The sequence below is a fragment of the Archangium violaceum genome (assembly GCF_016859125.1).
Taxonomy (GTDB): domain Bacteria; phylum Myxococcota; class Myxococcia; order Myxococcales; family Myxococcaceae; genus Archangium; species Archangium violaceum_A.
Window position 1 is genome coordinate 256,503 of the sequence record NZ_CP069338.1, and the last position, 24,029, is coordinate 280,531.

The window sequence follows — 24,029 nt, forward strand, 5'->3', positions numbered from 1 at the left end:
ACGACGGAGGGCAGCACATGACGACGCACAACCCGACCACGCCCACGCTCCCCGAGGCCCAGCTCGGCCCGGCCGAGAAGCTCCTGGAGCTGGTGCTCGGTGGCTCCGCGCACCTGTGGCACAACCGCCCGGGCCTGGACGTGAACGGCGTCTGGCATCCCGCGCAGGGCGCCAAGGACACCCTCGTCCGCCGGAGCACCCCGGTGAAGCCCGGACTCTTCGTGCCCGCCGCGGTGAAGCTCTACCGCCAGCTGCTCGACATCTACCGGCTCAACACGGACCTGATGGCGCACTTCGCGTCCTACGCGCTCACGCAGACGGACTGGCGTGACCTCAAGGTGGCCACGTGCGCGCTGATGCTCGTGCAGAACCACTCCGGTCAGCCCGTGCGCGAGGACGACGGCTCCATCGCGTTCCTCGACGACGACTTCCGTGCCATCGGCGCGGCCATGCTCCTGCACTACGAGCGCAAGTCCACGCGCATGCTCACGCCCAAGGCGGTGCTGCGGGTGGCCGAGCTGCTCGAGACGCCGGAGATCGCCCACCTCAACCGCGAGGCCGGTTTCGGTGACCCCGCGTCCCGCAAGCCGCCCCTCGGCCGGTGGAAGGCCGTGGCCACGAAGTGGCTGCGCGTGCGTGAGCAGAACCTGCCCATGCTCCAGGGCCTGGTGAAGGCCGGCTACAAGGAGACGCTGAAGAAGATCGCCCGCAAGGCCGGTTACAAGCCGGTGTCGCAGGCCTTCTTCGAGGTGCTCGGCTGGAAGCAGAAGCAGGCGGCCGCGGGCCACCGCTCGGTGGGGTTGGAGGGGCTGAACCTGGTGAAGCGGGAGCGCTTCGACGGGCTCTCGGAGGCGGAGATCTGCGAGTGGATCGAACGGGAGCGCCTCTCCTTCAAGGAGGTGGTGGGCCGGCTTCCCAAGGACGTGGGCCTGACGCCGGCCATCATGGCGGCGCTCCTGCCCTCGCTGTCCGACAGGGATCTGCGCATGCTGACGCCCACGCTCGAGGAGCTGGGGTTGATGTCCGACCCCGCCATCCGCGCGCGCTGGGAGAAGGCGGTGCAGACGGCGACCGACCAGCGGGCGCTCCACATCGTGAAGAACGTCCGCAGCCAGGAGCTGAAGGCGAAGCTGGAGGAGGCGAGCGACAATGCGGCGAGGGCCGCGGTGGCGGAGGCGACGGCGGAGACGGACGTGAGGGTGATGTTCCTCATCGACAAGTCCGGCTCCATGGAGGGCGCCATCGAGCAGTCGAAGGAGGCGCTGTCTCGCATCCTCGCGGGCTTCCCGCTGGAGAAGCTGCACATCGCGACGTTCGACACGATGGGCACGGTGCTCAAGCCCAAGGCGGCGAGCCGGGCGGCGGTGCAGCACATGCTGCAGGGCATCCAGGCGTCGGGCGGTACCACGCACGCGGCCGGTGTGCATGCGCTGTACCGGGCGGAGGTGCGGGTGCCGCGGGAGGCGAAGCTCATCGTCATCGTCGTGGGTGACGAGGCCGGTGAGTCGGGTGAGCAGCTCGCCCGGGCCTTCAACGAGTGCGGCTACAGCGTGGCCGCCATGGCGCTGTTGCTGAGCGTGGTGAGCACGCGGGGCAACACCGTGCGCACGTGCGCGCGGCAGATGCAGGTGCCGTTCAGTGAGGTGTCGGTGGGCCAGTTCGAGGACCCCTACCAGGTCCCCCGTGTGTTGAAGGCGTTGCTGGACGCGCCGACGGTGCCCGGGGCCAGCCAGTCCGGCTGGGTCGAGCGGGTGATGCGCACGCCGCTGTTGAAGGTGGCGTGAGAGAGGAGTGGGTGTCGTGGACTACCGGAAGTTCCTCGGGAAGGTGGAGTCGGCGGTGCTGCCCTACTTCGGCGGCGCTTGCGTCGACGCGCCCTCGCGGCGCCTCCGCGTGTCCACGCCGCCCGCTCCCGGCTGGTGGCGCTTCGACGTGCAGGGGCGCACCGCCACCGCGCGGGAGCCGGCCGGGCCGGAAGGGCTCGACGGGCTCCCGCTCATTCGTGGACATCTCTGGGGTACGCGGCTGGTGCGTGAGGGCGCGGTGGCCGAGCCGGTGCAACTCCTCCCCGACGAGGAGCCACCGCGTTTCTCTCCGGTACGCGCCCGGCGCTGGCACGACGGCACGCTCGTCTTCGAGGCGCTCGAGTTCGAGGGCGAGGCCGAGGGCGGTGCACGCCTCATGCTGGAGGAGGGCCGGACGCTCGCGGAGGTGAAGGCCGTGCCGGCCTCGCTGCGGGCGGCGTTTGGCTACGCGGTGCTGGAGGGCACCTCGCGCGCGCTCGGCATCCGCTTCTCCCCCGTCGAGGTGCGAGGCCAGGTGCTGTCCGTGGCCGAGGGAGGTCGTCCCATCGCCGAGGCCCGGCTGCGGGCGCTGGCCACCGAGCGCGCGGTCCACGCAAGGGGGGTGGACGCACGGCCGCGGAGCGCTCCGCGTCACCAGGAGCGGCAGCCCCAGGGCACCATGCGGGTGGAGCGGGCTCTCGAATCAGCGGGAGCCCGGCTGCTCGACACGCGGCGGCTGGAGGGCGAGCGGCTCGAGGTGACGTTCGGCTTCATGGGCGAGCGCTTCATCAGCATCGTGGAGGCGGACTCGCTGCGGGTGGTGGACGCGGGCATCTGCCTCGCGGGGGAGGACCGGCAGGTGACGTTGGAGAGCCTGCCGTCGGTCATACGCGAGGCCATCGAGGACGACGTGCTGGTCATCACCCGGCACGCGTGAGGGAGCAGCCATGCGGCCACGTGAAGTCTGCCTGCTCATCGGCCGGGACGGGGCGGCGCTGTGGAGCGATGCCTCGGACAGCCCCGTGTCGCTGCCGGACTCGCGCGCGCGCTGGGAGGCCATCTGGCGGCTGCGTGACGAGTTGGAGGAGATCGCCCACAGCCACCCCGTGGGGCCGAGGGCCTTCAGCGCCGAGGACGAGACGACGATGGAGGCACTCACCCTGGCGCTCGGCCGGCCCGTGCGCTTCTCGGTGGTGGCCCCCGACGGCATGGTGGTGCGCGAGCACGGTGGGGAGCGCATCCTCACCGAGGAGCCCGACTGGGCCCGACGTCTGCGAGCCGAATCGGGGATGCGGCACGCTCAGGACAACGGCCAGGTGTAGACCAGGTCGAAGTCCAGGCCCGGCTCCCGCCGACGCTCCACGGAGGCAGACAGGGAGTCGAGCCCGGAGCTCATCTGGAACGCCTTCGTGTAGATGCCGCGGATCCACAGCGGACCCATCAGCTCCCGCTTGAAGACGATGCGCGCGGAGGAGGGGCCCAACCGCTCGAACCTCCGGTTCCCATACGTGGTGACGGCCCGGGTGGAGGCCATCGACAACTCCATGGACTTGAGCACGTCCGAGCCCGTGAGCCGCCGGAATGCCTGGCCCACGGGTGAGCGCTGATAGCTGCCCGCCAGGAAGATGCCGATCCGCTCCAACACTTCGGGGTAGGAGGCCAGGCCCCGAGCCTCGGCGGCGTTCGCTCCCGCGTCGGTCACGCGCAGCAGCTCCGCAATGGGGCAGGTGAAGAGCCCAAGCTCCACGGGCCCGGACGCGGCGGCCCGAGCCTCCTCCGCCACCTCGGAACCATAGAGCTGTGAAAAGCCGCCCAGGGTATCCATGAAAATCTGCCCATGGGTGCGCTCATCGGGCAAGGCAAGCGCAATTCGGCTTCGCACGGCCTCACGCGTATCCATTGACCACAACTTTACAACTTGACCACCTGTCACTGCCATCTGACATCCACCACCCCCACCAACACATCATCCGACACGCGTTGCTCCCGGCTCCGGGTACATCCCGAGGAACAAGCATCCGCTCGTGCTCTAGGATGAAGCCGTGAGCGCGGATCTTCCCGAGGAAAGCGGGCGTACGGACCGTTGGCAGAGCCTGGTGGCGGGGGCCTTCCTGTTGGAGGAGACCCTGAGCGCGAAGGAGGCAGCGGAGAGCGGGGCGGGCGCGATGGCCCCCACCCTCCGCTATCTGGACAGCCTGCTCGAGGTCTTCCCGTCACATCTGGATCCACTGGAGGACTTCGAGGGCTATGCCGTCCGCCGCATGGCCCTGGCCCTGCGGCGCGCCCTGGAACAGAGAGGCCGCTGAGCGCGCCTGACGGCGGTGGTGCTCACACCGGACGCAGCTCGGAACGGACCTCACCCGGCGTGGCCTGCTGCTGCGCCAGCTTCTCCTCGACGACCGTCATTCCGAACGCGCTCGGATCGAGCTGCTCGTCACCCGAGAAGACGCGACGGGCACGGCCCAGCAACCACCCGAGTCCCTTCACCGCGTCGCGAAGAATCCGCATGGGCGCCTGACGCGAGGCCAGCGGAGGGCTGAGCTGATCGAGCTCCGCGTCCTTCATCGTCAGTTCCTTCACGCCCACGCCGTGCGAGTACACCATCTCGCCGCCCAACCAGCCGGTGTAGGTGGCGAAGGCGAAGGAGCCCAGCCCCAACAGGCCGGAGATCAGCGACGAGCGGTGGGTGGTGCGCCACGCGGCGACCCCGAACGCGCTCAGCACGATGACCACGTTGCCCAGGCCGTGCAGGAACATCATGTCCCGGGTGTGCCGATCCGCCTTCACCTCCTGCGAGGCGGCCATACCAGCCAGGCCCGCCATCAACCCGCTCGCCGCGGTGGTCCACCACAACGTCCGGGCCGCCGTGTCCAGCTTCCGGTTCCCGGTGAGCGCCGCCGTCAGGTCGACGACCACGGTGGACGGCAGCAGCGCCAGCGGAGCGTGGATCAACGTCGGGTGCAGCTCGTGTACGCGCATCTGCATGCAATTCCCTCCTCGTCCTGGGAACCTTGGTGCGCGCCTCCCGGCGGACAACCCGCCCCACCGGCGTCCCACGGCTCCCACTCCCAATCAGAGGGGCACTCCGGGGAGGAGCAGGCGAGGCGGCATTCCCCTTGTCGAAGTGGCCGGACATGGGCAGACCACGGGCCACGACACGCTCGAGGGAGGACTCGGTGAAGCCGACGGGACTGATGTTGATGGTTGCGGGGGCGCTCCTCGTCGTCATCGGGCTGCTGATGTACTCGGGTGCGCTGTCCTGGTTCGGCCGCCTGCCAGGCGACCTGCGCTGGGAGGGCGAGCACACCCGGGTCTACGTCCCCTTCGCCTCCATGTTGCTGCTCTCGGTGCTGCTCAGTCTGATCGCCTTCGTCCTGCGGCGTCTCCTGTAGCGCGCGCGTCGCATCACGGCCTCGCGATGCTTACGCATTCGTCGGGTGGAGCTCACTTCGCCCATCCAACGCCTGGAGGAACACCGAATGTCCAGCGAGTCACCGCGCCCGCCACGGGAGGCCGAACAGCAGAACACGGCCGAGATGATCGCCCCCACCGCCAACCCACCCGGACAGGCCCCCGCCTCCGTGACGCCCACGGGCGAAGCGGGTGCCCGACGCAAGATGGGCAAGTCAGGGCCGCCGGGGCCCGCCAGGAAGGGGCGCACCGTCGCCAAGCGCAAGCCCGAGAAGAAGCGCCCAGCCCCCACCGGCGAGAAGAGGGCGGCCGCGAGCCGCAAGAACACGCGGGCCACCACCCATACCTTCCGCGAGAAGGAGGGCTGGAGCACCGAGCCCAAGGTGGGCGGCCGCAAGCCCTCGGCCTCGCAGAAGAAGAGAGCCACCAAGAAGACCGGCCCCGCCCGGAAGTCCCTGGCCGGACGCGCCGCCGCGAAGACGACGACGGTCGCCAAGCGTGCGCCAGCCGCCGCCCGACGTGCAGTGAAGCGCGCCACCGGCCGCCGCTAGGCCGCCTCCCCTCCCCTCACGGCCTGGCGAACGGAGCGGCCTGGAGCCGCCTCGACTCGAGCACCCCACGGAACGCGCTCTCCTTCCCGCTGGAGACGCACACCGCGTGGCCATCGAGCCGGCCGCACACCACCCGCTCCGGATGGCGCAGGAACGGCGCCAGATACGCGGGGTGCACCACGTAGACGGTGTCGGGCTGGAACTCGCCGCGCTCGGCTTCCTGCTGGAGCGCGGTGCAGTAGGCCTGGGCCGCCGCGGGGTCCACGCGCGCGAGGTACGCGCTGTTGAAGGTCATCCCGAGCGAGGCCGCGTGATACGCGAACATGGGGCTGAAGGGCGCGCCACGGCCGGGGTAGGGACAACCGCGGCCATTGCCGTCGTGGAGCTGCGGCGGGAACAGCACGAGGTGGCGGTAGTCGTCCTTCATCCGCCGCCAGTCGGGGGAGTGCAGGCCGTTCCAGGACAGGCTCTGGAAGCGCTCCCGCTTCACCACCCGGCTGAGGTCGAACACCTGCACGCCCACCGCGAGGGCGAGCAGCCCGATGGCCACCCACGGCCGGCGGCGCCAGGCCCCCAGCACGAGCGCGAGGGCTCCCGTCAACAGCGCGTAGTGCAGCGGCCAGATGAAGCGCCCCGAGGAGCGGAACGGCTCCACGAGCCGCATCACCGGCTGGTAGAGCGCCTGGAGATCCAACACCAGCCGGCCCATGACGGTGATGCGCGAGGAGAACGCATACACGGCGAGCAGCAGACAGCACACCGCCAGGGGCACCACGCGCTTCCAGTGAGGCGTCCAGTCCGAGCGCCACCGCCACCGCGCGAGCAGCGCGGAGCCCACGCCCACCCCGAGCAGCAGCAGAACGCCCACGCCCAGGTAGCCGAAGCCCTCGCCCTGGACGCGCGCCGCGATGGGCAGGGCGGGCAGCAGCCGGGACCAGTCCAGGGGGTTGATGAGCGAGAGCACGTCCGAGGAGACATGGCCGAAGCCCTCGATGCCGGACGGGGTGCGCGTGCCCAGGTAGCCGAAGAGCCAGAACAGGGCCAACAGGAGCGCCACGAGCCCCCCCAGGCCGAGCCCCAGCCCGCGCCAGGAGAGCGTCCCGTCCACCCACCGCAGCCGCACCAGCGCCGCCGCGCCGAGCACCACCGCCATGGCCGACAGGTAGGGGTGGATGGTGGCGCTCAGCCCCACCAGGAGGAACGTCACCGCGAGGGCTCGACGGGCCGCGGCGGCGTCCGGCCAGTCGCGCAGGTTCACCCAGAGCAGCCCCAGGACGAGCCAGTGCGCGCACAGGCTCTCGTGGCCCATGCGCCACAACAGCACGGGCGCGAGCGCGAAGAGGATGCCCCCGAGCAACTGCGCGAGCCGGTGGGAGGTGAACAACGCCGTCAGCCGGCTGCCCAGGAAGCCCTGGAGGAAGAAGCAGAGCGCGAGCCAGAGGCCCACGTATTGGAAGGGAAAGGGCAGCACGCCCGCGAAGGGGCGCAGGAGCAGGGCCACCAGGGGCGTGGAGTCCGTGAAGCCCACGGTCGTCCCGAGCGGGTGGGCCAGGCCGGGCACGGCACCGAGGGGGAAGCGCAGGGGCTCGTTGCGGAAGAAGAGCCAGCCCACCAGGTGCGTGGACCAATCCCCCTCCATCAACCAATCCACCTTCTGGGGATTGAGCGCCCGGTCGCCGTGGGCCTGGATGAACCAGAACACCCCGAAGGCACCCGCCAGCAGCGCGGCCACGTACTCCCGGCCCCGAGCCCACATGTTCTTCACGGCCCCCATCGCGTCACGCATCGGCCCCACCCTTAGCGGAAGAGAGGGGTGGGCGTCTCGCCCTGGCTGGGCGTTCAGACGCCTAGCGGGTGGACGAGCACGAGCGGTCTTGAGATGGTCCACCCATGCGAATTGCTCGTCTGACCCCCCTCTTGACGTTGGCGTTCGCGACTCCCGCGGTCGCCACCCGCCCCCCCGTGAAGCCCGCCATGACGAAGTCCGCCGAAACGAAAGCCCCCGACACGAAGCAATCCGAGCTCGAAGCGGAGACGCGCGCCTGGCACCAGAAGCGCATCGCCAATCTCACGAGCGAAGAAGGTTGGCTCTCCCTGGTGGGCCTGCACTGGCTGAAGGAAGGGGACAACCGCTTCGGCTCCGCCCAGGACAACGATCTCATCTTCCCCGCCAACACGCCGGCGCACATCGGCACCCTCGCGAACAAGGGCGGCAAGGTGACACTGACCGTGCAGCCGGGAACCCCCCTCACCCGGGCCGGCCAGCCCTTCACCGGAGGAGAGGTGGGTGACAGCGAGACCGAGAAGGACGTGCTCATGCTGGGCTCGCTGCGCTTCTTCCTCATCCGCCGGGGCGATCGGATCGGCGTCCGGGTGAAGGACACGGAGGCGCCCGCGCGCAAGCAGTTCCACGGCATTCCCACCTGGCCGGTGAGCACGGCCTGGCGCATCGAGGGCCGCTTCGAGCCGGCGGCCACCCCGCGGAAGCTGGCGGTGCCCACGGTGCTCGGCACGGTGGAGGAGGAGACCTCGCCCGGCACCATCGTCTTCACGGTGAACGGCCAGGAGTACCGGTTGGATCCGGTGCAGTCGCCCGGCTCGAATCAGCTCTTCATCATCTTCGCGGACCTCACCAACCGCTCGGAGTCCTACGGGGCGGGGCGCTTCCTGTACGCGGATCCGCCCAAGGACGGGAAGGTGGTGCTGGACTTCAACCGGGCCTACAACCCCCCGTGTGCCTTCTCTCCCTATGCGACGTGCCCGCTGCCGCCGCCGCAGAACCGGCTGAAGCTGCGCGTGGAGGCCGGCGAGAAGCGCTACGGCGACCACTGAGCCCGTGACATGACGTCCACGAGGCTGGCCGCTCAGCTGGCCTCGTCCTCCACGAGGCAGGGCAGCCTCACGAAGAAGGTGGTGCCCTGACCCAGGGTGCTCCGCACGGACAGGGAGCCCCCCAGGACCCGCGTCAGCTCCTTGGCGAGCACCAGCCCCAGCGAGGTGCCTCCCACCTTGCGTCCCCGGGAATCCTCCGCCCGGCGGAAGTCCTCGAAGAGGAAGGGGAGCTGCTCCTCCGGAATGCCCTCCCCCGTGTCCTCGACGATGAGGAGGGCGTCGTGGCCCTCGGCGCGCGCGGTGAGCGCGATCCTTCCGGAGGCGGTGGCCTGGACCGAGTAGCCCAGCAGGTTGAGCAACACCTGCCGCAGCTTCAGCTCGTCCGTCCGCAGCAGGTACACCTGCTCGGCCAGCTGGGTGGTGAGCGTGAGCGCCTTGCCCTCAAGCGTCTCGCGCACCGTGCCGACACACTCCTCGGTCAGCTCCCGGAAGTTCACCAGCTCGGTCACCACATCCGTCCGGCCCGCCTCGAGCTTGATGAGCGCCAGGACGTCGTTGATGAGCGAGAGCAGCGCCTGGGCGTTCTTCTTCACCATGCCCAGGTCATGCAGGCCGTTCGGCGTCAGGTGGCTGCCCTCCTCGAGCATCAGGAGATCGCAGTAGCCGATGATGCCGTTGAGGGGCGAGCGGATGTCGTGGTTGAGGTCGGACAGGAACTCGCTCTTGCGCTGGCGCCGCTCCTCGGCCTGAAGGACCTGGCGGCGCTCGACGGCCCGCCGCACCTCCCGCTGGACCTCCAGCACCACCTGCGCCAGCCGCCCCATGTCCAGGTAGCCCTCGGTCCCCGCCGCCAGGGCCGCGCTCAGCTCCGCCTCCTCCCACCGAGGCGTGAGGACGAGGAAGGCCAGCGAGGGCGCCTTCTCGCGCAGCAGCGGCGCCGCCTCCCGGAAGCCCAGCCCCGTCACCTCCGAGCCACACACGGCCAGGTCCCAGGAATGCGCCAACGCCGCCGTCAGCGCCTCCGCCGTGCACACCCGCTCCGCGAAGACGTCCAGTCCCGTTCCCCGCAGTCGCTCCAACACCTGTCGCGTCTCGCTCTCGCCCGCCACGAAGAGCAGGCGCGCGGCGTCTCCTTGGCTCTCCGGACCTGGACTGCTCATCCCTCAGTGCCTCCTGAACGCGAGGACCGTCAGCATCGTATTCCCGTGAAAGCCCGAGCAGACAGCGAAATGCGTGTCGAGTCCAGCGCCCCCCATCGAGCCCATTTCGAACCCATATTGGACCCATTGAAGATGAACATGGAGCCACCACGGCTGCTCGCCGCGAGGTGGGTCCGCGAGTGGACAGGGGCTGCCCGCGCAGCAGGCAGGCCCCAAGGGCGCATTTTGTTCCTTGTTGATTTGAGAACAAACTTTCCTACTGCCCATGTTCACCCATCCCGTTCGCTCGACGCGCTCCGAACCCGGCACCCACCACGTCCCCACGCTGGAACAACTGCTGGCCCGCTACCCGAGCACACCCGAGACGGAGGAGCGCCTGCGCGAGCTGCATGCGCTGGTGACCTCGGCCCCGCCCCGAGCACCACTCGCCGAGCGCATGGACTGGCTGGAGGAACTGGTCCGCTGGCTCCGAGCACCGGGGGCCACGCCGTCGCGGCGCGGGCGGTTGGCGCCGGTGGAGTCCACGGGCTCGGCGCGCCTGCGGCTGCTGGCGGAGGTGCTCGGAGAGACCCCCGCGTGGTGCGAGGCCCTGCGGACCGTCGTCGCGTCGGTGCTCGCCGAGACCTCCGCGCTGGGATTGCTCGCCGAGCCGGGCCTGTCGGCCGGACGAGGCCTGCTGGGAGAGGCCCTGGCACGGCTGGGCCGCCGGATGGTGCCGCCCGCCCCCGACGAGCGGGCGCTGGCACCGCTGGTGTGGCGCCTGTTTCCAGGAGAGGAGGGACGGGCCTGGCTGGACGAGCTGTCGGTGGAGCCCGTGGCCGCCCTCTGTGCCGAGCTGGGGGCGTCGACCTTCGCCCCGTTGAGGGCGGCGGTGGAGGACGCGGTGTCGGTGCTCGCCTTGCGCGCGACCAACCTCGGACTGGCGAGCGACGTGCTGGCGCGGCTGCCTCCGATGCCCCTCGAGCAGACCGCCTTCATCCGCCTGCCTCGGGCATGCGAGGCGCTGCGGGACGCGGTGCGTGAGGGCGCCGATCGCCTCGGGGTGGAGCGGCAACGTGAGGCCTGCGCCGAGACCCTCGCGGGGTGCCGTGCCGCCGCGCAGGTGGTGCTGAACCACCTGCGTGCGCACGCGGTGGACACCGATCTCGTCTACCGGCTCGAGCTGCTCGGCCACACGTTGGATCGATTGGAGGCACTGCTGTGGCTGCTCGCCCCGGAGCGCGCGGGAGCCACGCCGGGTGCCGCCACCCGTCTGCTCTCCACCCTGGTCCGGGCGTACGAGGAGGAGCGGAGCCTGGCCGGGCTGCTGCGAGGCAGCGTGCGCTGCATCTCGCGGCGCATCTTCGAGCACACCGGTGAGGTGGGCCGCCACTACATCACCACCAGCGAGGACGAGTACCACCGGCTGGTGAGCGCGGCGGCGGGAGGAGGGCTGCTCACGGCGGGAACCGCGGCGCTCAAGCTGGCCATCACCTTCGCCGCGCTGCCGCTCTTCTTCGAGGGGCTGGCGGCGGCCACCAACTACGCGCTCAGCTTCACGCTCATCCAGTTGCTCGGCTTCACGCTGGCCACCAAGCAGCCCTCCATGACGGGCGCGGCCCTGGCGGCGTCGCTGGACGTGAAGGCCCGGGACAAGGAGATGAGTGGACTGGTGGAGCGGCTGGCCTGCATCACCCGCTCCCAGCTGGCCTCGGTCTTCGGCAACCTGGGCGCGGTGGTGGCCACGGTCTCGCTGGTGGGGCTCGGCATCCAGGTGTTCCAGGGGCGGCACCTGCTGGAGCAACGCGAGGCGGAGTACGTGGTGCGCTCGCTGCACCCCTTCAAGAGTGGGACGCTCTTCTTCGCCGCCCTGACGGGAGTGCTGCTGTGGTGCTCGAGCATCTTCGGGGGCTGGCTGGAGAACTGGGTGCACTACCAGCGCCTGCCGGAGGCACTCGCGCGCCACCGGGGCCTCATCGGCCTGCTGGGCGAGACGCGGGCAGGCTGGCTGGGTGAAGCGCTCGCGCGCAACGCGTGTGGCCTGGGAGCCAATGTCAGCCTGGGCCTGTTGCTGGGCATGACCCCCGCGGTGGGCCGCTTCTTCGGCCTGCCGCTGGACGTGCGGCACGTCACCCTGAGCGCCGGCACGCTCGCCTTCGCGGGCACGGCGCTGGGGCCCGAGCAGCTGATGGAGCCGGACTTCCTCTGGGCGGTGATGGGGCTCGTCCTGGTGGGAGTCATCAACCTGCTGGTGAGCTTCTCGTTGGGGCTCTCCGCGGCGGTGCGAGCGCGAGGCCTGGCGCCGGTGGGCTTCCTGAGCGTGGTCCTCGTGGTCTTCGCCGGAGGCCTCCGCACCCTGTCCGGGTTCATCCTCCCGCCCCGCCCGCTGCTGCCAGCTCAACGCCCGAGCTCGCCCCAGGGCGTCCGCTCGGCGGCACGTGCGTGCGCCCCCTTGCGTGGGGGACACGAGCACGGGTGAAGCGCCGGGTTCGACGCTCCGGTCAGGAACCCGCGTCCCTCCACGTCCCCACGACCCGGGTCCCCATGACCCAAGGAGACGCGAGATGGCAACGCTGAACATCACCTTCAACGGCCTGTCCTCGGACCTGCCCCTGGAGCTGGACGGCCACGTGACGGACGTGGACGTGCGGCGCATCGCGGTGGAGGTGGTGCGCGCGGGCGGGGTACCGGGGCTGCACATCGCCCACCTGCCCGAGGACACCTTCAACCACTACGTGGTGGACCGGTTCCGCGGGCCCCGGGGCGAGGAGCGCATCTACCTGCGACCCAAGGTGCCCTTCGGGGCATGAGGAGGGCCCACCATGCGCATCGTCTTCTGCGGGGTGGGGGCCATCGGCTCCACGGCGGCGGTGTTGTGCCGCAACCTGGAGGCCACGCTCGTCTTCATCGACTTCGACCGGGTGGAGTCGAAGAACCTGCTGGCGCAGGCCTTCGTGAAGCCGTCGGTGGGGAAGAACAAGGCGGAGGCGCTGAAGCTCCAGCTGCTCAACCTCCACGGGGTGAAGGCCGAGGCCTTCGGCGTGCGGGTGACGCGCGACAACGTGGCGGCGCTGTGCGGGAGCGCGGACCTGCTGGTGGACTGCTTCGACAACCAGGCGAGCCGATTGCTGCTGAGCGGATTCGCGCGGGAGGCGAACAAGCCGCTGGTGCACGCAGCGCTGGCGGCGGACGGCACCTTCGGACTGGTGCGCTGGGACGAGCGCTTCGTCCCGGACGCCGAGGACACCGAGGGACAGGCCACGTGCGAGGGAGGCGCCCACCTGCCCCTCATCGGCCAGCTCGGCGCAACGCTCGCGCGGGTGGTGCAGGACTTCGCGAAGCACGGCACCCGCCGCGACGCGATGGTGAGCCTCGTGGCGGTGACACCGACCTCCGCATGAGGAGTCCTGGGGTACGCTGGACGCCGAGATCAGCGCCCCCCTCTCATGCGCAGGCTCCTCAACTTCAACCCGAGTGGGAATCAGTCGCAGCCGCACCCTGGGTCGGACCGAGGTCCGCCCATTGGATCCTGCCGTCGGGAACGCCCCAGCGCTCGTTGGTATAGCTCTCGAGGTCGATCAGCGCGTCGGCGTCCCCCCTGTTCTGGGTGCAGCAACCATCGCAGTCCGAGTCGGCGCACGTGTCGAGCACGGTGACCACGATGGTCTTCGAGCCGGACCTCAAGCAAAGGTCATGGAGCCTGAGCGCGTTCATGTTGGGGAACACCGCGGCGATGTTGTGCGCCGCCACCCACGCCTCCGACTTCTTCCCTTCGCACGCCGCAAACTGCCCTGCCCACGTGCAGCCGTTGTACCTGGTGCACTCGTCGCTGTCCGGATCCGGGTACGACGTGTAATGGGTCTTGTTGGCGGTCTTCCAGACGAGGCCGGGAGAGTCACAGCGCGTAGCGGGAGGAGGCGGCGTCGTGCCTCCGGACAAGCTTGACGATGCGGAACGTCTCCCAGCCAAGGCGATTCCAGCTGGCGGCGTTCAGCGTCGAGCCGCCGCCGTTCGCGGCCTGAAAGTACTGCCCGGTGCCCGCGATGATGAAGATCGAGTCTCCACTCTCGAGGGCCCCGCCGTTGATGTCATCGATCGTGAACGTCTCCCACTCTTGCGCGACCGTCGCCGTCGCGCTCACCTCGCCGCCGCCGTTGTTTCGAGCGCCCACGTATCGATTGCCGAGCACCGTCTTGAAGCTCACGCCGGAGGTGAGCAATGGACTCGAGGCGGCCTCTGTTTCGTCGTCCTGCCCGTCAGGCGAACTGCTCACCGGAGTGCACGCGCCCGAGAGCAACAGAGCCGAGCACGCGGCACGAAGGAACAGCTTTGAACGTTTGAAACGGAGCATGAATCCTGCCTTGTTTGACGGGCGGAGGTTGAAGTTTGCCCTCACGCCTACAGAGACTCTTGCGGCTGGATTCGGGTCACTTGACTTCTTCCTATACGTTCCACGGCTTCCACCGGGCGGGGAGTCACTCGTCCCAAACGTGACGAAACGACGCCCTGAGGGGGAGAAACGAGGAGAGCGAACCCGACGAGGGGATGCCGCCCCACGAGCGGCCCCCTCGACGGATGCCTGGACCTCACCGCCGTCGCGGAGGACCTATAGCGGGCCGTTGAAATTCAGGCCGAAGCCCGTACCGGAGACGTAGTACCAGGCCGGGTACGTGGAGCTGAACTGCGGCACGTAGCACAGCACCTGGCCGCCATCGGCGCGCACCGTTTCGCGGACCTGCTGGAGGATGTCCATCGTCTCCGAGACGCTCGTCCCAGAGATGTTGCAGTAGACCCAGTTATTGTCCGTCGTGAGCGCGGTCACCTGGATGGTGTTGTTCCGCATGTGGACGAACCGGATGTTGGCATCGCGCCACTGGTTCGTCGCCTGGGAGTAGATGGACAACCTGGCGGGTACCGCCAGGGCGGTGCTCGAAGCCAGCAGCCCGAAGAGCAACAGCATGCGCATCATGCTCATCACGACACTCCTTGTGCGGGGGTGATGCGGCATCTTACGAGGGGGCCCTGACACTCCGCGGAGGGCGAGCGTGTATCCACGAAATCGGGGCAGGCGCAGGCGCGTCAGGCGACGCCGCCGGCGTTTCCGAATGGGTTCACGTAGGCTGCCTCCGCGAGCAGGGCCCAGGTGTCGTGGCGCCCGTCCAGGTACTTCACCGGGACTCCGGAGAGATCCACGCCATCGAGGCACCGGATGTTCACGGCGTAGAACTCACCTCCCAGCTCCGGGATATCGCCGTGCCCGAATGGCTGGAGGCCGCAATCCTTGCAGCGCTGAGCCTTGCCCAGGAGGACGAGGTTGTCCCGGCCCATCAGGAGCCGGAAGGTGGCGGGTCTCGCGAGACACCCCCACCACCCGGTCTTGCTGCAGATGGTGCAGTTGCACCGGGTCGTTCCGGTGCTGAGGTCGAGGTCGGCTTCGAAGCGAATCGCGCCGCAGTGGCAGCTGCCCCGGTAGGTGCGGAGGCCCGAGAAGTTGCTCATGAGATGATTCTCCTGGAGGGAGGACAGCCCCCTTGGGCTCGTCCTGATGACCGGGAGAGGTAAGTGGGATTGCGGACAGCTTCGGTCCTTGATGGGCGAGTGGACGCGCGCCAGCCGCTGGCGCACCTTCACGGTCTGCTGCCTGATGCTCCTGTCCTTGCGCCTGGTCGTCCATGTGGTGGAGATGCAGGTGTATGGGTTGAATTGGGACATGACGCCTCGGCCCGTGACGCAGGAGGTGGCCGTGCAACCCGTCGTCGTGCGGCCTGCGCCCGTGCTGATCAACAAGGCCGCGGTGGGCCAGAGGCCCATCGCCTATCCCCTGCCCCAGAAGCCTTTCACCGACCAGGCCAAGGCGCCCTGCATTCCCAATGAGGGCGAGGTGGAGATCAACGGTGGCTGCCGGGTGGCACTCGAGAAGCGCCCGCCCTGTTACGACAAGCAGGCCGAGTACAGGGGCAAGTGCTACCTACCGGCCTCGGCCAGCTCCCGGAACACGCGCGAGCCCCGGTCCCTGCGCCGGTAGGCAAAGGGTCGCCACGGCGAGCAGGACCCTCGAAGCAACCCGCTCGTTCTCTAGTGCGAACGCCTGCGCGGACGATGAAGGACCCAAGGTCGGTCTGCCCTTGACGCGATGAGGGCGATGTTGCGTGGGGAGAGGCGCGGTTCGAAGATCTGCAGGAGCTGGAGAAAAGAGGGGCCCTACCCGCGCAAGGGCGCCGGGTGTTGGCGTCCGTGACAGCACCCAGCGGGGTGCGCGCCATTCTGGAGCACCTGGGACTGCCCTCTCGGCCTTCGAAGCTGGCCCCGGCGCAGGGGCCACCCCAAAGCGCATGGTGGATGGTACGAGCTACCGAGGACGGTTGCGGAACGGGCGCTCTAAACGCCTGACCTGAGCCTTCCATCCTGCTCCCAATGGGGCATGATCGGTTCGGCGGGGGGTCAGTGCGCACGTCCAAGAGACGCCACCTTTCCCTCTCCCACTCGTTCTTCCCCCGCCACCCCCGGAGGAACCCCATGCTCACCCTCTACGGCTTCGGACGCGTCCATCCGCCGGTCATCGGCGAGACGCGGGACCTGCGCGTGCAATGGGCGCTCGAAGAGACCGGCCTGCCGTACCGCGTCCACCCGCTGGATCACACGGGCGGCGAGATGGACGGACCCGCCTACGGCCGGATCAGCCCCTTCCGTCTGGTCCCGGCCATCGATGACGACGGCTTCGTCGTCGCCGAGTCCGGGGCGATCCTGCTCTATCTGGCCGAGAAGGCCGGCCGGCTGATCCCAGCGGACACCGAAGGCCGGACGCGGGTCGTCCAGTGGTGTTTCGCCGCCCTCTCCACCGTCGAGCGGCCGCTGATGGAGATCCAGCTGATCGACAAGTTCGGGGACGCCGAGGCCGACGCCGACCGCCGCGCCAAAATGGTCCAGGAGGCCGGCCGCTGGCTGTCCGGGCTGGAGCGCCGGCTTGAGGGCCGCGACTGGATCGCCTGCGCCGACTTCACCGTCGCCGACATCCTGCTGGCCACCGTCCTGCGCGAGATCCGCGGGACCGACCTGCTCGATCGGTATCCCCGGGTGAAGGCCTACTACGACCGCGCCCTGGCCCGCCCCGCGTGGGAGCGGACACTGGCGGCCTATGCCGAGCGGCTGGGGGTTGCGGTGGAGGACATTCGGTAGGGGCGCGGGGCCTCCGACCGCGACGATTGAGCTGTGTCCCGCTCCGGTCCACTTCCGCGAGCGTCTTGGACCGTAGTGCGCCGGTGGTGTCCACCGCCCAGTGTCCCGGTGGGAGCATTGGAATGGATGGATTCCACCGTCGCGCCCATCGCGGGAAGCGCGACGAACAACACCAACACGCACCAGGCGAGTGCTTTGCAGTGAAGTTGCGCATGGGAGCCGTTGCTTCCAACGCCACTGGATGGAGCGGACTTTCGTGCGCATGCCTCATCGCCCGGTCAGCGCCTCCACGGGAGTTGAAACCAGCGCTCCCCATGGCCAGCCCAGCGCAGGCCCATGAGCTCCTACGAGTCATCTGACACCCTGGTTGGTTGGGAACCTGGAGCCGAGCCAGCGTTCTCTTGTGCGGCGATGTCCTGATAGGCTGAGCGCCGTTGATTCGCGCCCCTTCGAGCCGTCTCCTGCCGGGCCTGGCCCTTCTGTTCTGTGTGGCGGTGTGCCCGCTGTCCGCCCACGCGGGCCCGCAGTCTCTTCTGGCGGGCTGTACGGCGGAGCCGTTCGGCGGTGAGGGGTGGAGCTACAAATGCGATGACTTCAGTGCCATCCTCTCGGACCACGCGGGTATCTCCGCCCAGAGGCTGTGGCAGCGCAGCCGCCGCACCTTCCAGAGACAAGCCGCTGGGGGAGTGACGTTCAAGGAGGTGAAGGCCACGCTGGCGGGCCGCAAGGTGCGCCTCCTGCGCATGCGCGCGAAGGTGCCGGAGGCGCAGGAGGCATCGGTGTTCGCTGTCGTGCCGGTGAAGGGAAAGGGGGCGCGGCGGGTCCTCTGCAAGGCCCGCGTCACGCCGGAGCTACAGGCCCGCTGTGGGCGGGTGCTGGAGCAGCTCGCGGCGCAACCCTGGAGGGCCCTCCCCGAGGAGGGGGTGGCCGTGGCGCAATCGGATGCCGCGCTCGCGGGCCGGGAGCTCGTCGCGCCCGACGGGTGCAACCTCACGGCGGAGAATGGCAGCGGTCGGATTGAGTGCGGCGACGGCTCACGACTCGACTGGACCCGGCTCCCCGATGCCTCCCGCCTGCGGGACTCCGTGCGGGAGGGCCTGCTGATGTTCAAGGACGTCCCCCGGGCGAGCTACCTGGAGTCGCGCCTTCCCTGCGCCATCGACGGCGCCAGGACGGAGTGCACGTACCTGCGCATGCTCGACTCGAGTGAACGGCGGGAAGCGTACTTCGCGGGTGCGGTGGTGCGCGGGATGCCGACTGTCATCTCGTGCATCGCGGGAAGGTCCTCGCGGCTGTTGCCCCAGGCGTGCCAGCAGGTACTCAGCATCCACTGAGCAGCCCATGAACCGCGAAGGGCTCGACCCACCTCGCCTCCTACGAGTCGTCTGACACCCTGGACGCTTCGCAGCCGGTGGCGGTGACACCGACGACCGTTTGAGCCGCTCCCGGACGGGGCGCGAGAACGCCCTGCTCAGCGCGCGGCCTCCTTCGAACCGACGACGGTCAGGTTCATGCCGATCTGCACCGACAGCGGCTTGCCATCGACGGTGACGGTCGTCTTGCCGTTGATGTACCAGCCGAAGGAACCAGTCGAGAACGACTTGACCTCGGCGATCATCTCCTGACCGTTGATCACCACCTTCAACGGTTCGGCTTTCTCCATGAACTGCGGATGCGTGACGGGGCAAGGGGACTTGGCCATGGGACCGGCACCCTACCACTGGCACACCCGACCGGCTCATTGAAACGTCAAGGCGCCCGAACCACCCGCCAGGGGCTTCGGACCGAGCCGGCGCGCCTCGCGTCCGGTGAGCACGTCCGCCAGGGCCTCGTCGATGGGCAACCCCGGGTGCCGCATCAGCCACATGAACTCACCCGCCGGGTTCACCTCGAGGAAGACATGTCGCCCCTCGGGCGTGACGATGAAGTCGAACGCGCCGTAGTTGAGCCCCAGCGCATCCATCAACCCGAGCACCCGCGCCCGCACCGGCTCGGGCAGCGTGTAGGGCATCCACGCATCGACGAGCGCCAGCCCCTCACGACGCCAGTCCTCTCGCGCCCCCGGCAGCGCCTGCGAGTCGATGGCCGCCGCCATCACCCGCTCGCCCACCACCGTCACCCGCAGCTCCAGCCGCTTGGCCAGGCGCTCCTGGAAGGTCATCGGACACAGCTCCAACCCCTCCAACTCCTCCAACTCCCGCGCGTCCAGCGGCGTGGTGAAGACCACCTGCTCCCGGCCCCGCGCGTCGTGGACGGCGAACGACGACATCATCTTCGTCACCACCCCCTCGGGGCAGCTCGCTGCGAAGGCCCGCACCTCCTCCGGGTCATTGGTCATCAGCGTGCGCGGAACCTCCAACCCCAGCGCCCGAGCCAGCGCCAGTTGCAGCGGCTTGTGCTCTGCGCGCCGCAGGGTCTCGAGCGCGTCCAACTGAAACACCCCGAGCGCCGCCAGCATCCCGAACACCAGCCGCCGGCTCTCCTCCACCGAGGGGTTGCGCAGCCGCGGCGCCAGCTCCCGGGGAATGCGCCCCCCCGTCGCGTTGCGGCGGTACCAGACCGCGGAGATCTCCGACAGCGCGAGCACCCCCTCGGGTCCGGAGAGCCGCCCCCCGCCCCGCTCGTCGAGCGAGAGCTGGAGCCCGGTGGGGAACAGGTCGGTGTCGAACCGGTAGACCCGCTCGCCGCGTAACGCGAGGGCACGTGCCACCCAGTGGGGCGACACGTTGTCCTGCGAGTGGGTGACGATGAGGATGGCCATGGACGCTCCTGCGAAAACACTCAGGGAGAGCCGCCCTCGGACGCGAGTGCGTCGGCCAGGGCCGCGGCGATGGGCAGGCCGAGATCGCGCTCGAGCATGCCCCACTCGCCCCCGGGATTGACTTCCAGGAAGACGTGCCGGCCCTCGGGTGTGACGATGAAATCGGCGGCGCCGTACACCAGACCCAGGGCCGCCACCAGACGCACCAGGCGTGCCGCCACCTCCTCGGGCAGCTCGCCCGGGCGCCAGTCGCACTCCTCCGGCCGGGCCCGCCGCCAGTCCACCTGCCCCTCCACCGAGCGCGAGGCATCGATGGAACCCACGAGACAGCGCTCCCCCACCACGGCCACCCGCAGCTCATGGGCCTTGTCGATGCGCTCCTGGAACACCATGGGGCTGTGGCGCAGCCCCTCCTCCAGATCGTCGAGGTGCTCGGGGCCGATCGCGCTCGTGTACACGAAGGGCTGCCCTCCGGACATGGATTGCGTCAGGGGCGTCAGCATCTTGGCCACCAGGCGTCCGCGCACCTGCTCGAAGAAGGACCGGACCCGGGCCGCGTCGTTGGTCACCAGCGTGCGGGGCACCTCCAACCCCAGCGCACGGGCCATCCGGAGCTGGCGCGGCTTGTTCCCCGCCACCCGGTCCGCTCCGAGCGGGTTGATGAACCGGCACCCCGCCCCCTCCAACCCATCAAGTGCCCCCTCGAGCGCCGCCTCCGACTCCCGCTCGCAGCTCTCGCGCCAGGTGGGCTCCAGCGCCTCGTCGAGCCGGGGTGGCACCCTCCGGCGCAACCACACCGACCGGACGTCCTCCGCGTGCACCTCGCCGGCCGCCGTGCGAAGCACCACCTCGCCCCCATCGCTCCCCGGCATCGACGTCAGTTCCAGCCGGGCCGGAAAGGCATCCGTGTCGACGCGCAGCGGGCGCAGGCCTCGCCGCGACAGCTCGTCCGCCACCCGATCGACCGTGTAGTGGTCTCCCGAGTGGGTGAGGAGCAGGACGACGTCGCGGGCAGCACCCACCGCCACCTGTTCCGGCTTCTTCATCCCCCGCCTCCTTTGTCCCCCCGGTTGCCGGTATGCTGCGATGGATTCGAGCACCCGCACACTCCGAGGAGCGACGATGCAGAACGCCCCCGAGGCCCAGCGACGCGTCTGGCGTCTCAAGACCGCCTCCCATGAGTATGAGGTCATCCGGGAGTTCGAGCTGGACGAGGAGGAGGCTCCCCAGGTGGTCCCCCTCGAGGAGCTCCAGCGGGAATTCGACGGGTGGGTGAGGTACTCCCTGAACACCCTTCGCGGGATGCTCGGCGCGATGGACCGGGTGCTGCCCGACCTGTCTCCCACCGAGGAGAGCCGGCAGCTCAAGCGGCTGCTCACCGAGGTCTTCCAGTCCGGCCGGCTCGTCGCGTTCCGCCGCGAGTCGAGGCAGCCCGCGTTGGGCCTCTTCGTGAAGCCGGCGCCCCCCGTTCCCAAGGATGTCGTCGATGCGGCGGTGCTGGCCCGGGAGCCCAAGCCCGCCCAGGCCCCTCCCGCTCGCAACGTCGACGTGGCCCAGCAGGACAGCTGCCTGGGGAGCGCTGCCCAGGACGGCACCCCTTTCTGCGAGGTGTGCGACAACATCAAACGAGGGATCACGACCTGAAACGGTGAGCCGCGATGACCGCTCCGCAAGTCGAGAAGATCCTCCAATCCGTGTGGCCGCCGCCCAAGGCACGCAACCTCCTGGATGTGTATGTCCTCCTGGATGCCGCCCGTGACGAGGCCATCCTCCCCGCCCTCCAGAACAGCGACCTGGAGGTGGACTGCCTCTTCTCCGGAGTGCTGCCCCCGGAGCTGAGCCGGGTGGCCCCCTATCTGGTGAGACTCAGGCGCGGGACCCCCTTTCCGGCGTGGCTCATCGAGCACTCCTGGAGCAGGAGCTGGGGGGTGTTCCTGCAGGCGACGGGTGACAGGCAGCTCGTGCGCAAGCACCTGCAGTCGCTGCTGCTGGTGCGCACCGAGCAGGGCAAGGAGCTCTACTTCCGGTACTACGATCCCCGCGTCCTCCGGGTGTACCTGCCCACCTGCACCGCGAAGGAGGTCCAGCACCTGTTCGGACCCGTGCGGAGCTTCTTCGCCGAGGGCGCGGATGGAACGACGCTGATGCAGTACGCCCTGCGCATCGGCCAACCGGGGATGCCCCCTCTGGAAGTCTCGGCCCACGCGGTGGCCTGAAGGCTGACGGGAAATTCATCGGAAAACACCGCGTCAGGAATCGCCGGGCCCGGCGTCTCTTCTCAGCGAAAGGAGCGGTGACGATGCTGACGATGACGATGCCGAGCAAGATGAATCCGAAGCAGAACAACAGTCTGGCCGGTTTCGCCCCCGTGCACGTCAGTGCCTTTCCGGCCCCCTCCTCGCGGTTGCCGTATCGCCGGTATCCCGGTCTCTTCTGATGCTCCGCCTCCAGACGTGAGGCGGCGCGAACGAGGCCGGGTTCCCGAAAGGGTCCCGGCCTCTCGCATTTCCAGCCTCACCTCCTGGGGACGTAGAGCGTTACGGAGACGCGCCGGCCTGTAGAGCCGGAGCCATGGCCCGCTGGGTTCGACTCCCAGCGTCCCCACTCGCAGCGCGCCGTACGCGGCTCTCTGACAACTGAATCGCAGTGGTGAAGCGCCGCCTGCCCACACGAGGGGCGGCACACGCCTCCGTAGCTCACGGGTAGAGCATCCGCCTCTTAAGCGGACGGTGAGGGTTCGAGTCCCTCCGGAGGTACTCATGCAACACATTCCACAGTGGCTCAATGGAAGAGCGGGCGGCTGTTAACCGCCAGGTTGGGGGTTCGAGTCCCTCCTGTGGAGCATCACCTGGGTGTGGCTCAAGCTGGTAGAGCGCGCGGTTCGGGTCCGCGAGGTTGCAGGTTCGAATCCTGTCACCCAGATGTTTCGCCGTCCTTGCGTAGGTGGTCCGCGCGCCCGTTTGAAAAATGGGAGGACCAGGTTCGATTCCTGGGGTCGGCATTCGAAGGAGCTCCCCAACCCGTCCGCGTGGCCCAACAGGGAGAGGCGGCTGGCTCAAACCCAGCTCACGTGCGAGTTCGACTCTCGCCGCGGACATATCCCCGAAGAAGGACACCCGAGTCATGGAGACGCTGGTCCTCAACCAGTCGTATGAGCCCGTGGCACGGATCTCCTGGCAGCGCGCGATGATGCTGCTGTGGCAGGGCAAGGTCGAGGTGGTCGAGGAGTACGATGACCGCCTCGTCCGCTCCGTCACCCTGGAGCTCCGGATGCCTTCCGTCATCCGCTTCCTGCGCGGCGAGCGGCGCAAGGGGCGCGGCATCAAGTTCAGCCGCGACAACGTGTACATGCGCGATGGCTGCAAGTGCCAGTACTGCGGCCGGAAGGTGTCGCGCCCCGAGGCCACGTACGACCACGTCGTGCCCCGGGCCCAGGGGGGCCGCACCACCTGGGAGAACATCGTGATTGCCTGCGTGCCCTGCAACCAGAAGAAGGGCGGGCGCACGCCCGTGCAGGCCAACATGAAGCTGCTCTCCGCTCCGGAGAAGCCCCGGAAGCTCCCGGGCTCGGTGCAGCTCACGTTCGCCTACGAGAAGGGCATGCCCCTCTCGTGGAAGAAGTTCCTCCGTGACGTCGCGTACTGGCACACGGAGCTGGAGGAGTGAGCGGCGGGTACAGGGGGACCTCCTGAGGGGGTGCCCCGGCCCTGCTCCCGAGGGGGGAGCAGGTGCCTACAGGGGAGGCCAGAGGCATCCCCCGGCCCGTACGCCCCGCGCGCCGGCAGGCGGGTGCAGCTGCCGGCCCATCCTGGAAGTGTGAACTGGCGATGGCGCCAGGCCCCGTTGCTACCGGGTGCGGACCGGGTCTCCGGTCTGGGGTTCGAGTCCTCCACCTTCCGTTGATTGGTCAATCACCAGCCCGGAAACCCAGAAAGGTTTGGAACCCATCAGTCCAAGCATTCCCTGACGCGCGGCGTAATGAACCCACACGGGGGCCGGGGGCATGGATGCGTACTGCCGTATTTCTTCTGACGCGGAGGACGCACATGGAGTGGCTCGAGTTCGGTCGTTGGTCTCCGGAGGTGGAGCAGCTCCTCGCGAACCAGGCAGCCCGCCTGAGCGCGACGGCTCATCCCCTCGTTCCCTCAACCCCGGCGCGAGAGAACGCCAGCACCCGGGCCCAGAGGCTGCAGGCCCTGCTGCGGCAGACCCCGGCCACCAACCCCTGGGGGCACCCGGTCGCGGACTGCTGAGCCGGGTACCACCGGTGTCCATGGCGGGCGGGAATCCTCGATTTCGGGGAAGGAAAGACTCCGGCCCGGGAGGGTCGGGGTCCACCACTGCGGTTCAGCACGTTAGAGTGCTCCCGCGCCCG

The 24,029-nt window shown here is 69.2% G+C and carries 29 protein-coding genes and 6 tRNA genes; 24 read left to right on the forward strand and 11 right to left on the reverse strand.

Annotation, left to right across the window (positions count from 1 at the left end):
* The first annotated feature begins 17 nt into the window (after positions 1-17).
* The 3 genes from JQX13_RS01015 to JQX13_RS01025 are packed head-to-tail and all read left to right on the forward strand — an operon-like array spanning position 18 to position 3,106.
* A complete protein-coding gene (locus JQX13_RS01015) occupies positions 18-1,784 on the forward strand; it encodes a VWA domain-containing protein (RefSeq protein WP_203407208.1) in 1,767 nt (588 codons plus the stop codon).
* Between the two features lie 16 nt (positions 1,785-1,800).
* Positions 1,801-2,721 carry a hypothetical protein gene (locus JQX13_RS01020; protein WP_203407209.1) on the forward strand — a complete coding sequence of 307 codons (921 nt, stop codon included), beginning with the start codon at positions 1,801-1,803 and terminating at the stop codon, positions 2,719-2,721.
* A 10-nt stretch (positions 2,722-2,731) separates the two neighbouring features.
* Entirely contained in the window at positions 2,732-3,106 is a 375-nt protein-coding gene (locus JQX13_RS01025) for a hypothetical protein (protein ID WP_203407210.1), read from the forward strand.
* Here JQX13_RS01025 and JQX13_RS01030 read toward each other — a convergent pair.
* Positions 3,085-3,609, reverse strand: coding sequence for a DUF2378 family protein (locus JQX13_RS01030; protein ID WP_203407211.1), 525 nt, complete (start codon positions 3,607-3,609; stop codon positions 3,085-3,087). The two genes, JQX13_RS01025 and JQX13_RS01030, sit on opposite strands and share 22 nt — an antisense overlap.
* Before the next feature lie 217 nt (positions 3,610-3,826).
* On the opposite strand from JQX13_RS01030, the gene JQX13_RS01035 reads away from it, so the two are divergent.
* The gene (locus JQX13_RS01035; protein WP_203407212.1) at positions 3,827-4,090 is read left to right on the forward strand and encodes a hypothetical protein; all 264 of its coding nucleotides are present in this window, start codon (positions 3,827-3,829) and stop codon (positions 4,088-4,090) included.
* A 22-nt stretch (positions 4,091-4,112) separates the two neighbouring features.
* Here JQX13_RS01035 and JQX13_RS01040 read toward each other — a convergent pair whose 3' ends face one another.
* The gene (locus JQX13_RS01040; protein ID WP_203407213.1) at positions 4,113-4,769 is read right to left on the reverse strand and encodes a DUF2231 domain-containing protein; all 657 of its coding nucleotides are present in this window, start codon (positions 4,767-4,769) and stop codon (positions 4,113-4,115) included.
* 191 nt (positions 4,770-4,960) lie between these two features.
* On the opposite strand from JQX13_RS01040, the gene JQX13_RS01045 reads away from it, so the two are divergent.
* Complete coding sequence (locus tag JQX13_RS01045; RefSeq protein ID WP_203407214.1) at positions 4,961-5,176, forward strand: DUF2905 domain-containing protein; 216 nt, start codon at positions 4,961-4,963, stop codon at positions 5,174-5,176.
* An 87-nt stretch (positions 5,177-5,263) separates the two neighbouring features.
* Positions 5,264-5,746 carry a hypothetical protein gene (locus JQX13_RS01050; RefSeq protein WP_203407215.1) on the forward strand — a complete coding sequence of 161 codons (483 nt, stop codon included), beginning with the start codon at positions 5,264-5,266 and terminating at the stop codon, positions 5,744-5,746.
* Between the two features lie 16 nt (positions 5,747-5,762).
* Here JQX13_RS01050 and JQX13_RS01055 read toward each other — a convergent pair whose 3' ends face one another.
* Positions 5,763-7,532, reverse strand: coding sequence for a DUF6311 domain-containing protein (locus JQX13_RS01055; RefSeq protein WP_203407216.1), 1,770 nt, complete (start codon positions 7,530-7,532; stop codon positions 5,763-5,765).
* A gap of 104 nt (positions 7,533-7,636) precedes the next feature.
* Here JQX13_RS01055 and JQX13_RS01060 point away from each other — a divergent pair, with 104 nt between their 5' ends.
* On the forward strand, positions 7,637-8,578 hold the full coding sequence (locus JQX13_RS01060) for a DUF1684 domain-containing protein (protein WP_203407217.1): 942 nt from the start codon (positions 7,637-7,639) through the stop codon (positions 8,576-8,578).
* A gap of 32 nt (positions 8,579-8,610) precedes the next feature.
* On the opposite strand, the gene JQX13_RS01065 is transcribed toward JQX13_RS01060, so the two are convergent.
* Positions 8,611-9,738 (reverse strand): sensor histidine kinase, encoded by a 1,128-nt coding sequence (locus JQX13_RS01065; RefSeq protein ID WP_203407218.1) that lies wholly within the window; start codon positions 9,736-9,738, stop codon positions 8,611-8,613.
* A 265-nt stretch (positions 9,739-10,003) separates the two neighbouring features.
* Here JQX13_RS01065 and JQX13_RS01070 point away from each other — a divergent pair, with 265 nt between their 5' ends.
* The 3 genes from JQX13_RS01070 (at position 10,004) to JQX13_RS01080 (ending at position 13,118) form a co-directional block, all read left to right on the forward strand.
* Positions 10,004-12,196, forward strand: a complete 2,193-nt coding sequence (locus tag JQX13_RS01070) for a site-specific recombinase (RefSeq protein ID WP_203407219.1) — start codon at positions 10,004-10,006, stop codon at positions 12,194-12,196.
* An 85-nt stretch (positions 12,197-12,281) separates the two neighbouring features.
* Positions 12,282-12,527 carry a hypothetical protein gene (locus JQX13_RS01075; RefSeq protein ID WP_203407220.1) on the forward strand — a complete coding sequence of 82 codons (246 nt, stop codon included), beginning with the start codon at positions 12,282-12,284 and terminating at the stop codon, positions 12,525-12,527.
* A gap of 12 nt (positions 12,528-12,539) precedes the next feature.
* Positions 12,540-13,118: a HesA/MoeB/ThiF family protein gene (locus JQX13_RS01080; protein WP_203407221.1), complete on the forward strand. Its 579-nt coding sequence runs from the start codon at positions 12,540-12,542 to the stop codon at positions 13,116-13,118.
* 64 nt (positions 13,119-13,182) lie between these two features.
* Here the strand turns inward: JQX13_RS01080 and JQX13_RS53605 are convergent, their stop codons facing one another.
* The 4 genes from JQX13_RS53605 to JQX13_RS01095 form a co-directional block, all read right to left on the reverse strand.
* Positions 13,183-13,467: a hypothetical protein gene (locus JQX13_RS53605; protein ID WP_239014455.1), complete on the reverse strand. Its 285-nt coding sequence runs from the start codon at positions 13,465-13,467 to the stop codon at positions 13,183-13,185.
* A 145-nt stretch (positions 13,468-13,612) separates the two neighbouring features.
* On the reverse strand, positions 13,613-14,113 hold the full coding sequence (locus JQX13_RS53610) for a fascin domain-containing protein (RefSeq protein WP_239014456.1): 501 nt from the start codon (positions 14,111-14,113) through the stop codon (positions 13,613-13,615).
* A gap of 210 nt (positions 14,114-14,323) precedes the next feature.
* Positions 14,324-14,692, reverse strand: a complete 369-nt coding sequence (locus JQX13_RS01090; protein WP_203407222.1) for a hypothetical protein — start codon at positions 14,690-14,692, stop codon at positions 14,324-14,326.
* A gap of 104 nt (positions 14,693-14,796) precedes the next feature.
* Entirely contained in the window at positions 14,797-15,216 is a 420-nt protein-coding gene (locus tag JQX13_RS01095) for a GFA family protein (protein WP_203407223.1), read from the reverse strand.
* A gap of 91 nt (positions 15,217-15,307) precedes the next feature.
* Between JQX13_RS01095 and JQX13_RS55825 the strand changes: the two genes are divergently transcribed.
* The 3 genes from JQX13_RS55825 (at position 15,308) to JQX13_RS01110 (ending at position 18,227) form a co-directional block, all read left to right on the forward strand.
* A complete protein-coding gene (locus JQX13_RS55825; RefSeq protein WP_203407224.1) occupies positions 15,308-15,742 on the forward strand; it encodes a hypothetical protein in 435 nt (144 codons plus the stop codon).
* A 491-nt stretch (positions 15,743-16,233) separates the two neighbouring features.
* Positions 16,234-16,893 (forward strand): glutathione S-transferase family protein, encoded by a 660-nt coding sequence (locus JQX13_RS01105; RefSeq protein ID WP_203407225.1) that lies wholly within the window; start codon positions 16,234-16,236, stop codon positions 16,891-16,893.
* 434 nt (positions 16,894-17,327) lie between these two features.
* Positions 17,328-18,227, forward strand: a complete 900-nt coding sequence (locus JQX13_RS01110; RefSeq protein WP_203407226.1) for a hypothetical protein — start codon at positions 17,328-17,330, stop codon at positions 18,225-18,227.
* A gap of 137 nt (positions 18,228-18,364) precedes the next feature.
* On the opposite strand, the gene JQX13_RS01115 is transcribed toward JQX13_RS01110, so the two are convergent.
* The 3 genes from JQX13_RS01115 to JQX13_RS01125 are packed head-to-tail and all read right to left on the reverse strand — an operon-like array spanning position 18,365 to position 20,700.
* Entirely contained in the window at positions 18,365-18,595 is a 231-nt protein-coding gene (locus JQX13_RS01115) for a hypothetical protein (RefSeq protein ID WP_203407227.1), read from the reverse strand.
* A gap of 36 nt (positions 18,596-18,631) precedes the next feature.
* Positions 18,632-19,654: an MvdC/MvdD family ATP grasp protein gene (locus JQX13_RS01120; protein WP_203407228.1), complete on the reverse strand. Its 1,023-nt coding sequence runs from the start codon at positions 19,652-19,654 to the stop codon at positions 18,632-18,634.
* Positions 19,655-19,674: 20 nt separating this feature from the next.
* Complete coding sequence (locus tag JQX13_RS01125; protein ID WP_239014457.1) at positions 19,675-20,700, reverse strand: MvdC/MvdD family ATP grasp protein; 1,026 nt, start codon at positions 20,698-20,700, stop codon at positions 19,675-19,677.
* 76 nt (positions 20,701-20,776) lie between these two features.
* On the opposite strand from JQX13_RS01125, the gene JQX13_RS01130 reads away from it, so the two are divergent.
* From JQX13_RS01130 to JQX13_RS01180, 11 genes are all read left to right on the forward strand, one after another.
* The gene (locus tag JQX13_RS01130; RefSeq protein ID WP_203407229.1) at positions 20,777-21,298 is read left to right on the forward strand and encodes a hypothetical protein; all 522 of its coding nucleotides are present in this window, start codon (positions 20,777-20,779) and stop codon (positions 21,296-21,298) included.
* Between the two features lie 14 nt (positions 21,299-21,312).
* On the forward strand, positions 21,313-21,870 hold the full coding sequence (locus JQX13_RS01135) for a DUF4123 domain-containing protein (RefSeq protein ID WP_203407230.1): 558 nt from the start codon (positions 21,313-21,315) through the stop codon (positions 21,868-21,870).
* 83 nt (positions 21,871-21,953) lie between these two features.
* Positions 21,954-22,091 carry a hypothetical protein gene (locus tag JQX13_RS01140; RefSeq protein WP_203407231.1) on the forward strand — a complete coding sequence of 46 codons (138 nt, stop codon included), beginning with the start codon at positions 21,954-21,956 and terminating at the stop codon, positions 22,089-22,091.
* An 86-nt stretch (positions 22,092-22,177) separates the two neighbouring features.
* Positions 22,178-22,258: transfer RNA gene (locus tag JQX13_RS01145), tRNA-Tyr, on the forward strand.
* Positions 22,259-22,339: 81 nt separating this feature from the next.
* A tRNA-Lys gene (locus JQX13_RS01150) sits at positions 22,340-22,410 on the forward strand.
* A 14-nt stretch (positions 22,411-22,424) separates the two neighbouring features.
* Positions 22,425-22,496: transfer RNA gene (locus tag JQX13_RS01155), tRNA-Asn, on the forward strand.
* 6 nt (positions 22,497-22,502) lie between these two features.
* Positions 22,503-22,576: transfer RNA gene (locus JQX13_RS01160), tRNA-Pro, on the forward strand.
* 6 nt (positions 22,577-22,582) lie between these two features.
* A tRNA-Phe gene (locus JQX13_RS01165) sits at positions 22,583-22,655 on the forward strand.
* 21 nt (positions 22,656-22,676) lie between these two features.
* Positions 22,677-22,751: transfer RNA gene (locus JQX13_RS01170), tRNA-Leu, on the forward strand.
* A gap of 26 nt (positions 22,752-22,777) precedes the next feature.
* Positions 22,778-23,320 carry an HNH endonuclease gene (locus JQX13_RS01175; RefSeq protein WP_203407232.1) on the forward strand — a complete coding sequence of 181 codons (543 nt, stop codon included), beginning with the start codon at positions 22,778-22,780 and terminating at the stop codon, positions 23,318-23,320.
* 380 nt (positions 23,321-23,700) lie between these two features.
* Positions 23,701-23,907, forward strand: a complete 207-nt coding sequence (locus JQX13_RS01180; protein ID WP_203407233.1) for a hypothetical protein — start codon at positions 23,701-23,703, stop codon at positions 23,905-23,907.
* The last annotated feature ends 122 nt before the right edge of the window (positions 23,908-24,029 follow it).

Coding starts and splice junctions, on each gene's coding strand:
- JQX13_RS01120 (WP_203407228.1), bottom strand. CDS start 19,654: ATGGCCATCCTCATCGTCACCCACTCGCAGGACAACGTGTCGCCCCAC.
- JQX13_RS01115 (WP_203407227.1), bottom strand. CDS start 18,595: ATGGCCAAGTCCCCTTGCCCCGTCACGCATCCGCAGTTCATGGAGAAA.
- JQX13_RS01055 (WP_203407216.1), bottom strand. CDS start 7,532: ATGCGTGACGCGATGGGGGCCGTGAAGAACATGTGGGCTCGGGGCCGG.
- JQX13_RS01060 (WP_203407217.1), top strand. CDS start 7,637: ATGCGAATTGCTCGTCTGACCCCCCTCTTGACGTTGGCGTTCGCGACT.
- JQX13_RS01140 (WP_203407231.1), top strand. CDS start 21,954: ATGCTGACGATGACGATGCCGAGCAAGATGAATCCGAAGCAGAACAAC.
- JQX13_RS01015 (WP_203407208.1), top strand. CDS start 18: ATGACGACGCACAACCCGACCACGCCCACGCTCCCCGAGGCCCAGCTC.
- JQX13_RS01095 (WP_203407223.1), bottom strand. CDS start 15,216: ATGAGCAACTTCTCGGGCCTCCGCACCTACCGGGGCAGCTGCCACTGC.
- JQX13_RS01030 (WP_203407211.1), bottom strand. CDS start 3,609: ATGGATACCCTGGGCGGCTTTTCACAGCTCTATGGTTCCGAGGTGGCG.
- JQX13_RS01175 (WP_203407232.1), top strand. CDS start 22,778: ATGGAGACGCTGGTCCTCAACCAGTCGTATGAGCCCGTGGCACGGATC.
- JQX13_RS01130 (WP_203407229.1), top strand. CDS start 20,777: ATGCAGAACGCCCCCGAGGCCCAGCGACGCGTCTGGCGTCTCAAGACC.
- JQX13_RS01090 (WP_203407222.1), bottom strand. CDS start 14,692: ATGAGCATGATGCGCATGCTGTTGCTCTTCGGGCTGCTGGCTTCGAGC.
- JQX13_RS01070 (WP_203407219.1), top strand. CDS start 10,004: ATGTTCACCCATCCCGTTCGCTCGACGCGCTCCGAACCCGGCACCCAC.
- JQX13_RS01065 (WP_203407218.1), bottom strand. CDS start 9,738: ATGAGCAGTCCAGGTCCGGAGAGCCAAGGAGACGCCGCGCGCCTGCTC.
- JQX13_RS01135 (WP_203407230.1), top strand. CDS start 21,313: ATGACCGCTCCGCAAGTCGAGAAGATCCTCCAATCCGTGTGGCCGCCG.
- JQX13_RS01125 (WP_239014457.1), bottom strand. CDS start 20,700: ATGAAGAAGCCGGAACAGGTGGCGGTGGGTGCTGCCCGCGACGTCGTC.
- JQX13_RS55825 (WP_203407224.1), top strand. CDS start 15,308: ATGGGCGAGTGGACGCGCGCCAGCCGCTGGCGCACCTTCACGGTCTGC.
- JQX13_RS01040 (WP_203407213.1), bottom strand. CDS start 4,769: ATGCAGATGCGCGTACACGAGCTGCACCCGACGTTGATCCACGCTCCG.
- JQX13_RS01180 (WP_203407233.1), top strand. CDS start 23,701: ATGGAGTGGCTCGAGTTCGGTCGTTGGTCTCCGGAGGTGGAGCAGCTC.
- JQX13_RS01105 (WP_203407225.1), top strand. CDS start 16,234: ATGCTCACCCTCTACGGCTTCGGACGCGTCCATCCGCCGGTCATCGGC.
- JQX13_RS01050 (WP_203407215.1), top strand. CDS start 5,264: ATGTCCAGCGAGTCACCGCGCCCGCCACGGGAGGCCGAACAGCAGAAC.
- JQX13_RS01025 (WP_203407210.1), top strand. CDS start 2,732: ATGCGGCCACGTGAAGTCTGCCTGCTCATCGGCCGGGACGGGGCGGCG.
- JQX13_RS01080 (WP_203407221.1), top strand. CDS start 12,540: ATGCGCATCGTCTTCTGCGGGGTGGGGGCCATCGGCTCCACGGCGGCG.
- JQX13_RS01075 (WP_203407220.1), top strand. CDS start 12,282: ATGGCAACGCTGAACATCACCTTCAACGGCCTGTCCTCGGACCTGCCC.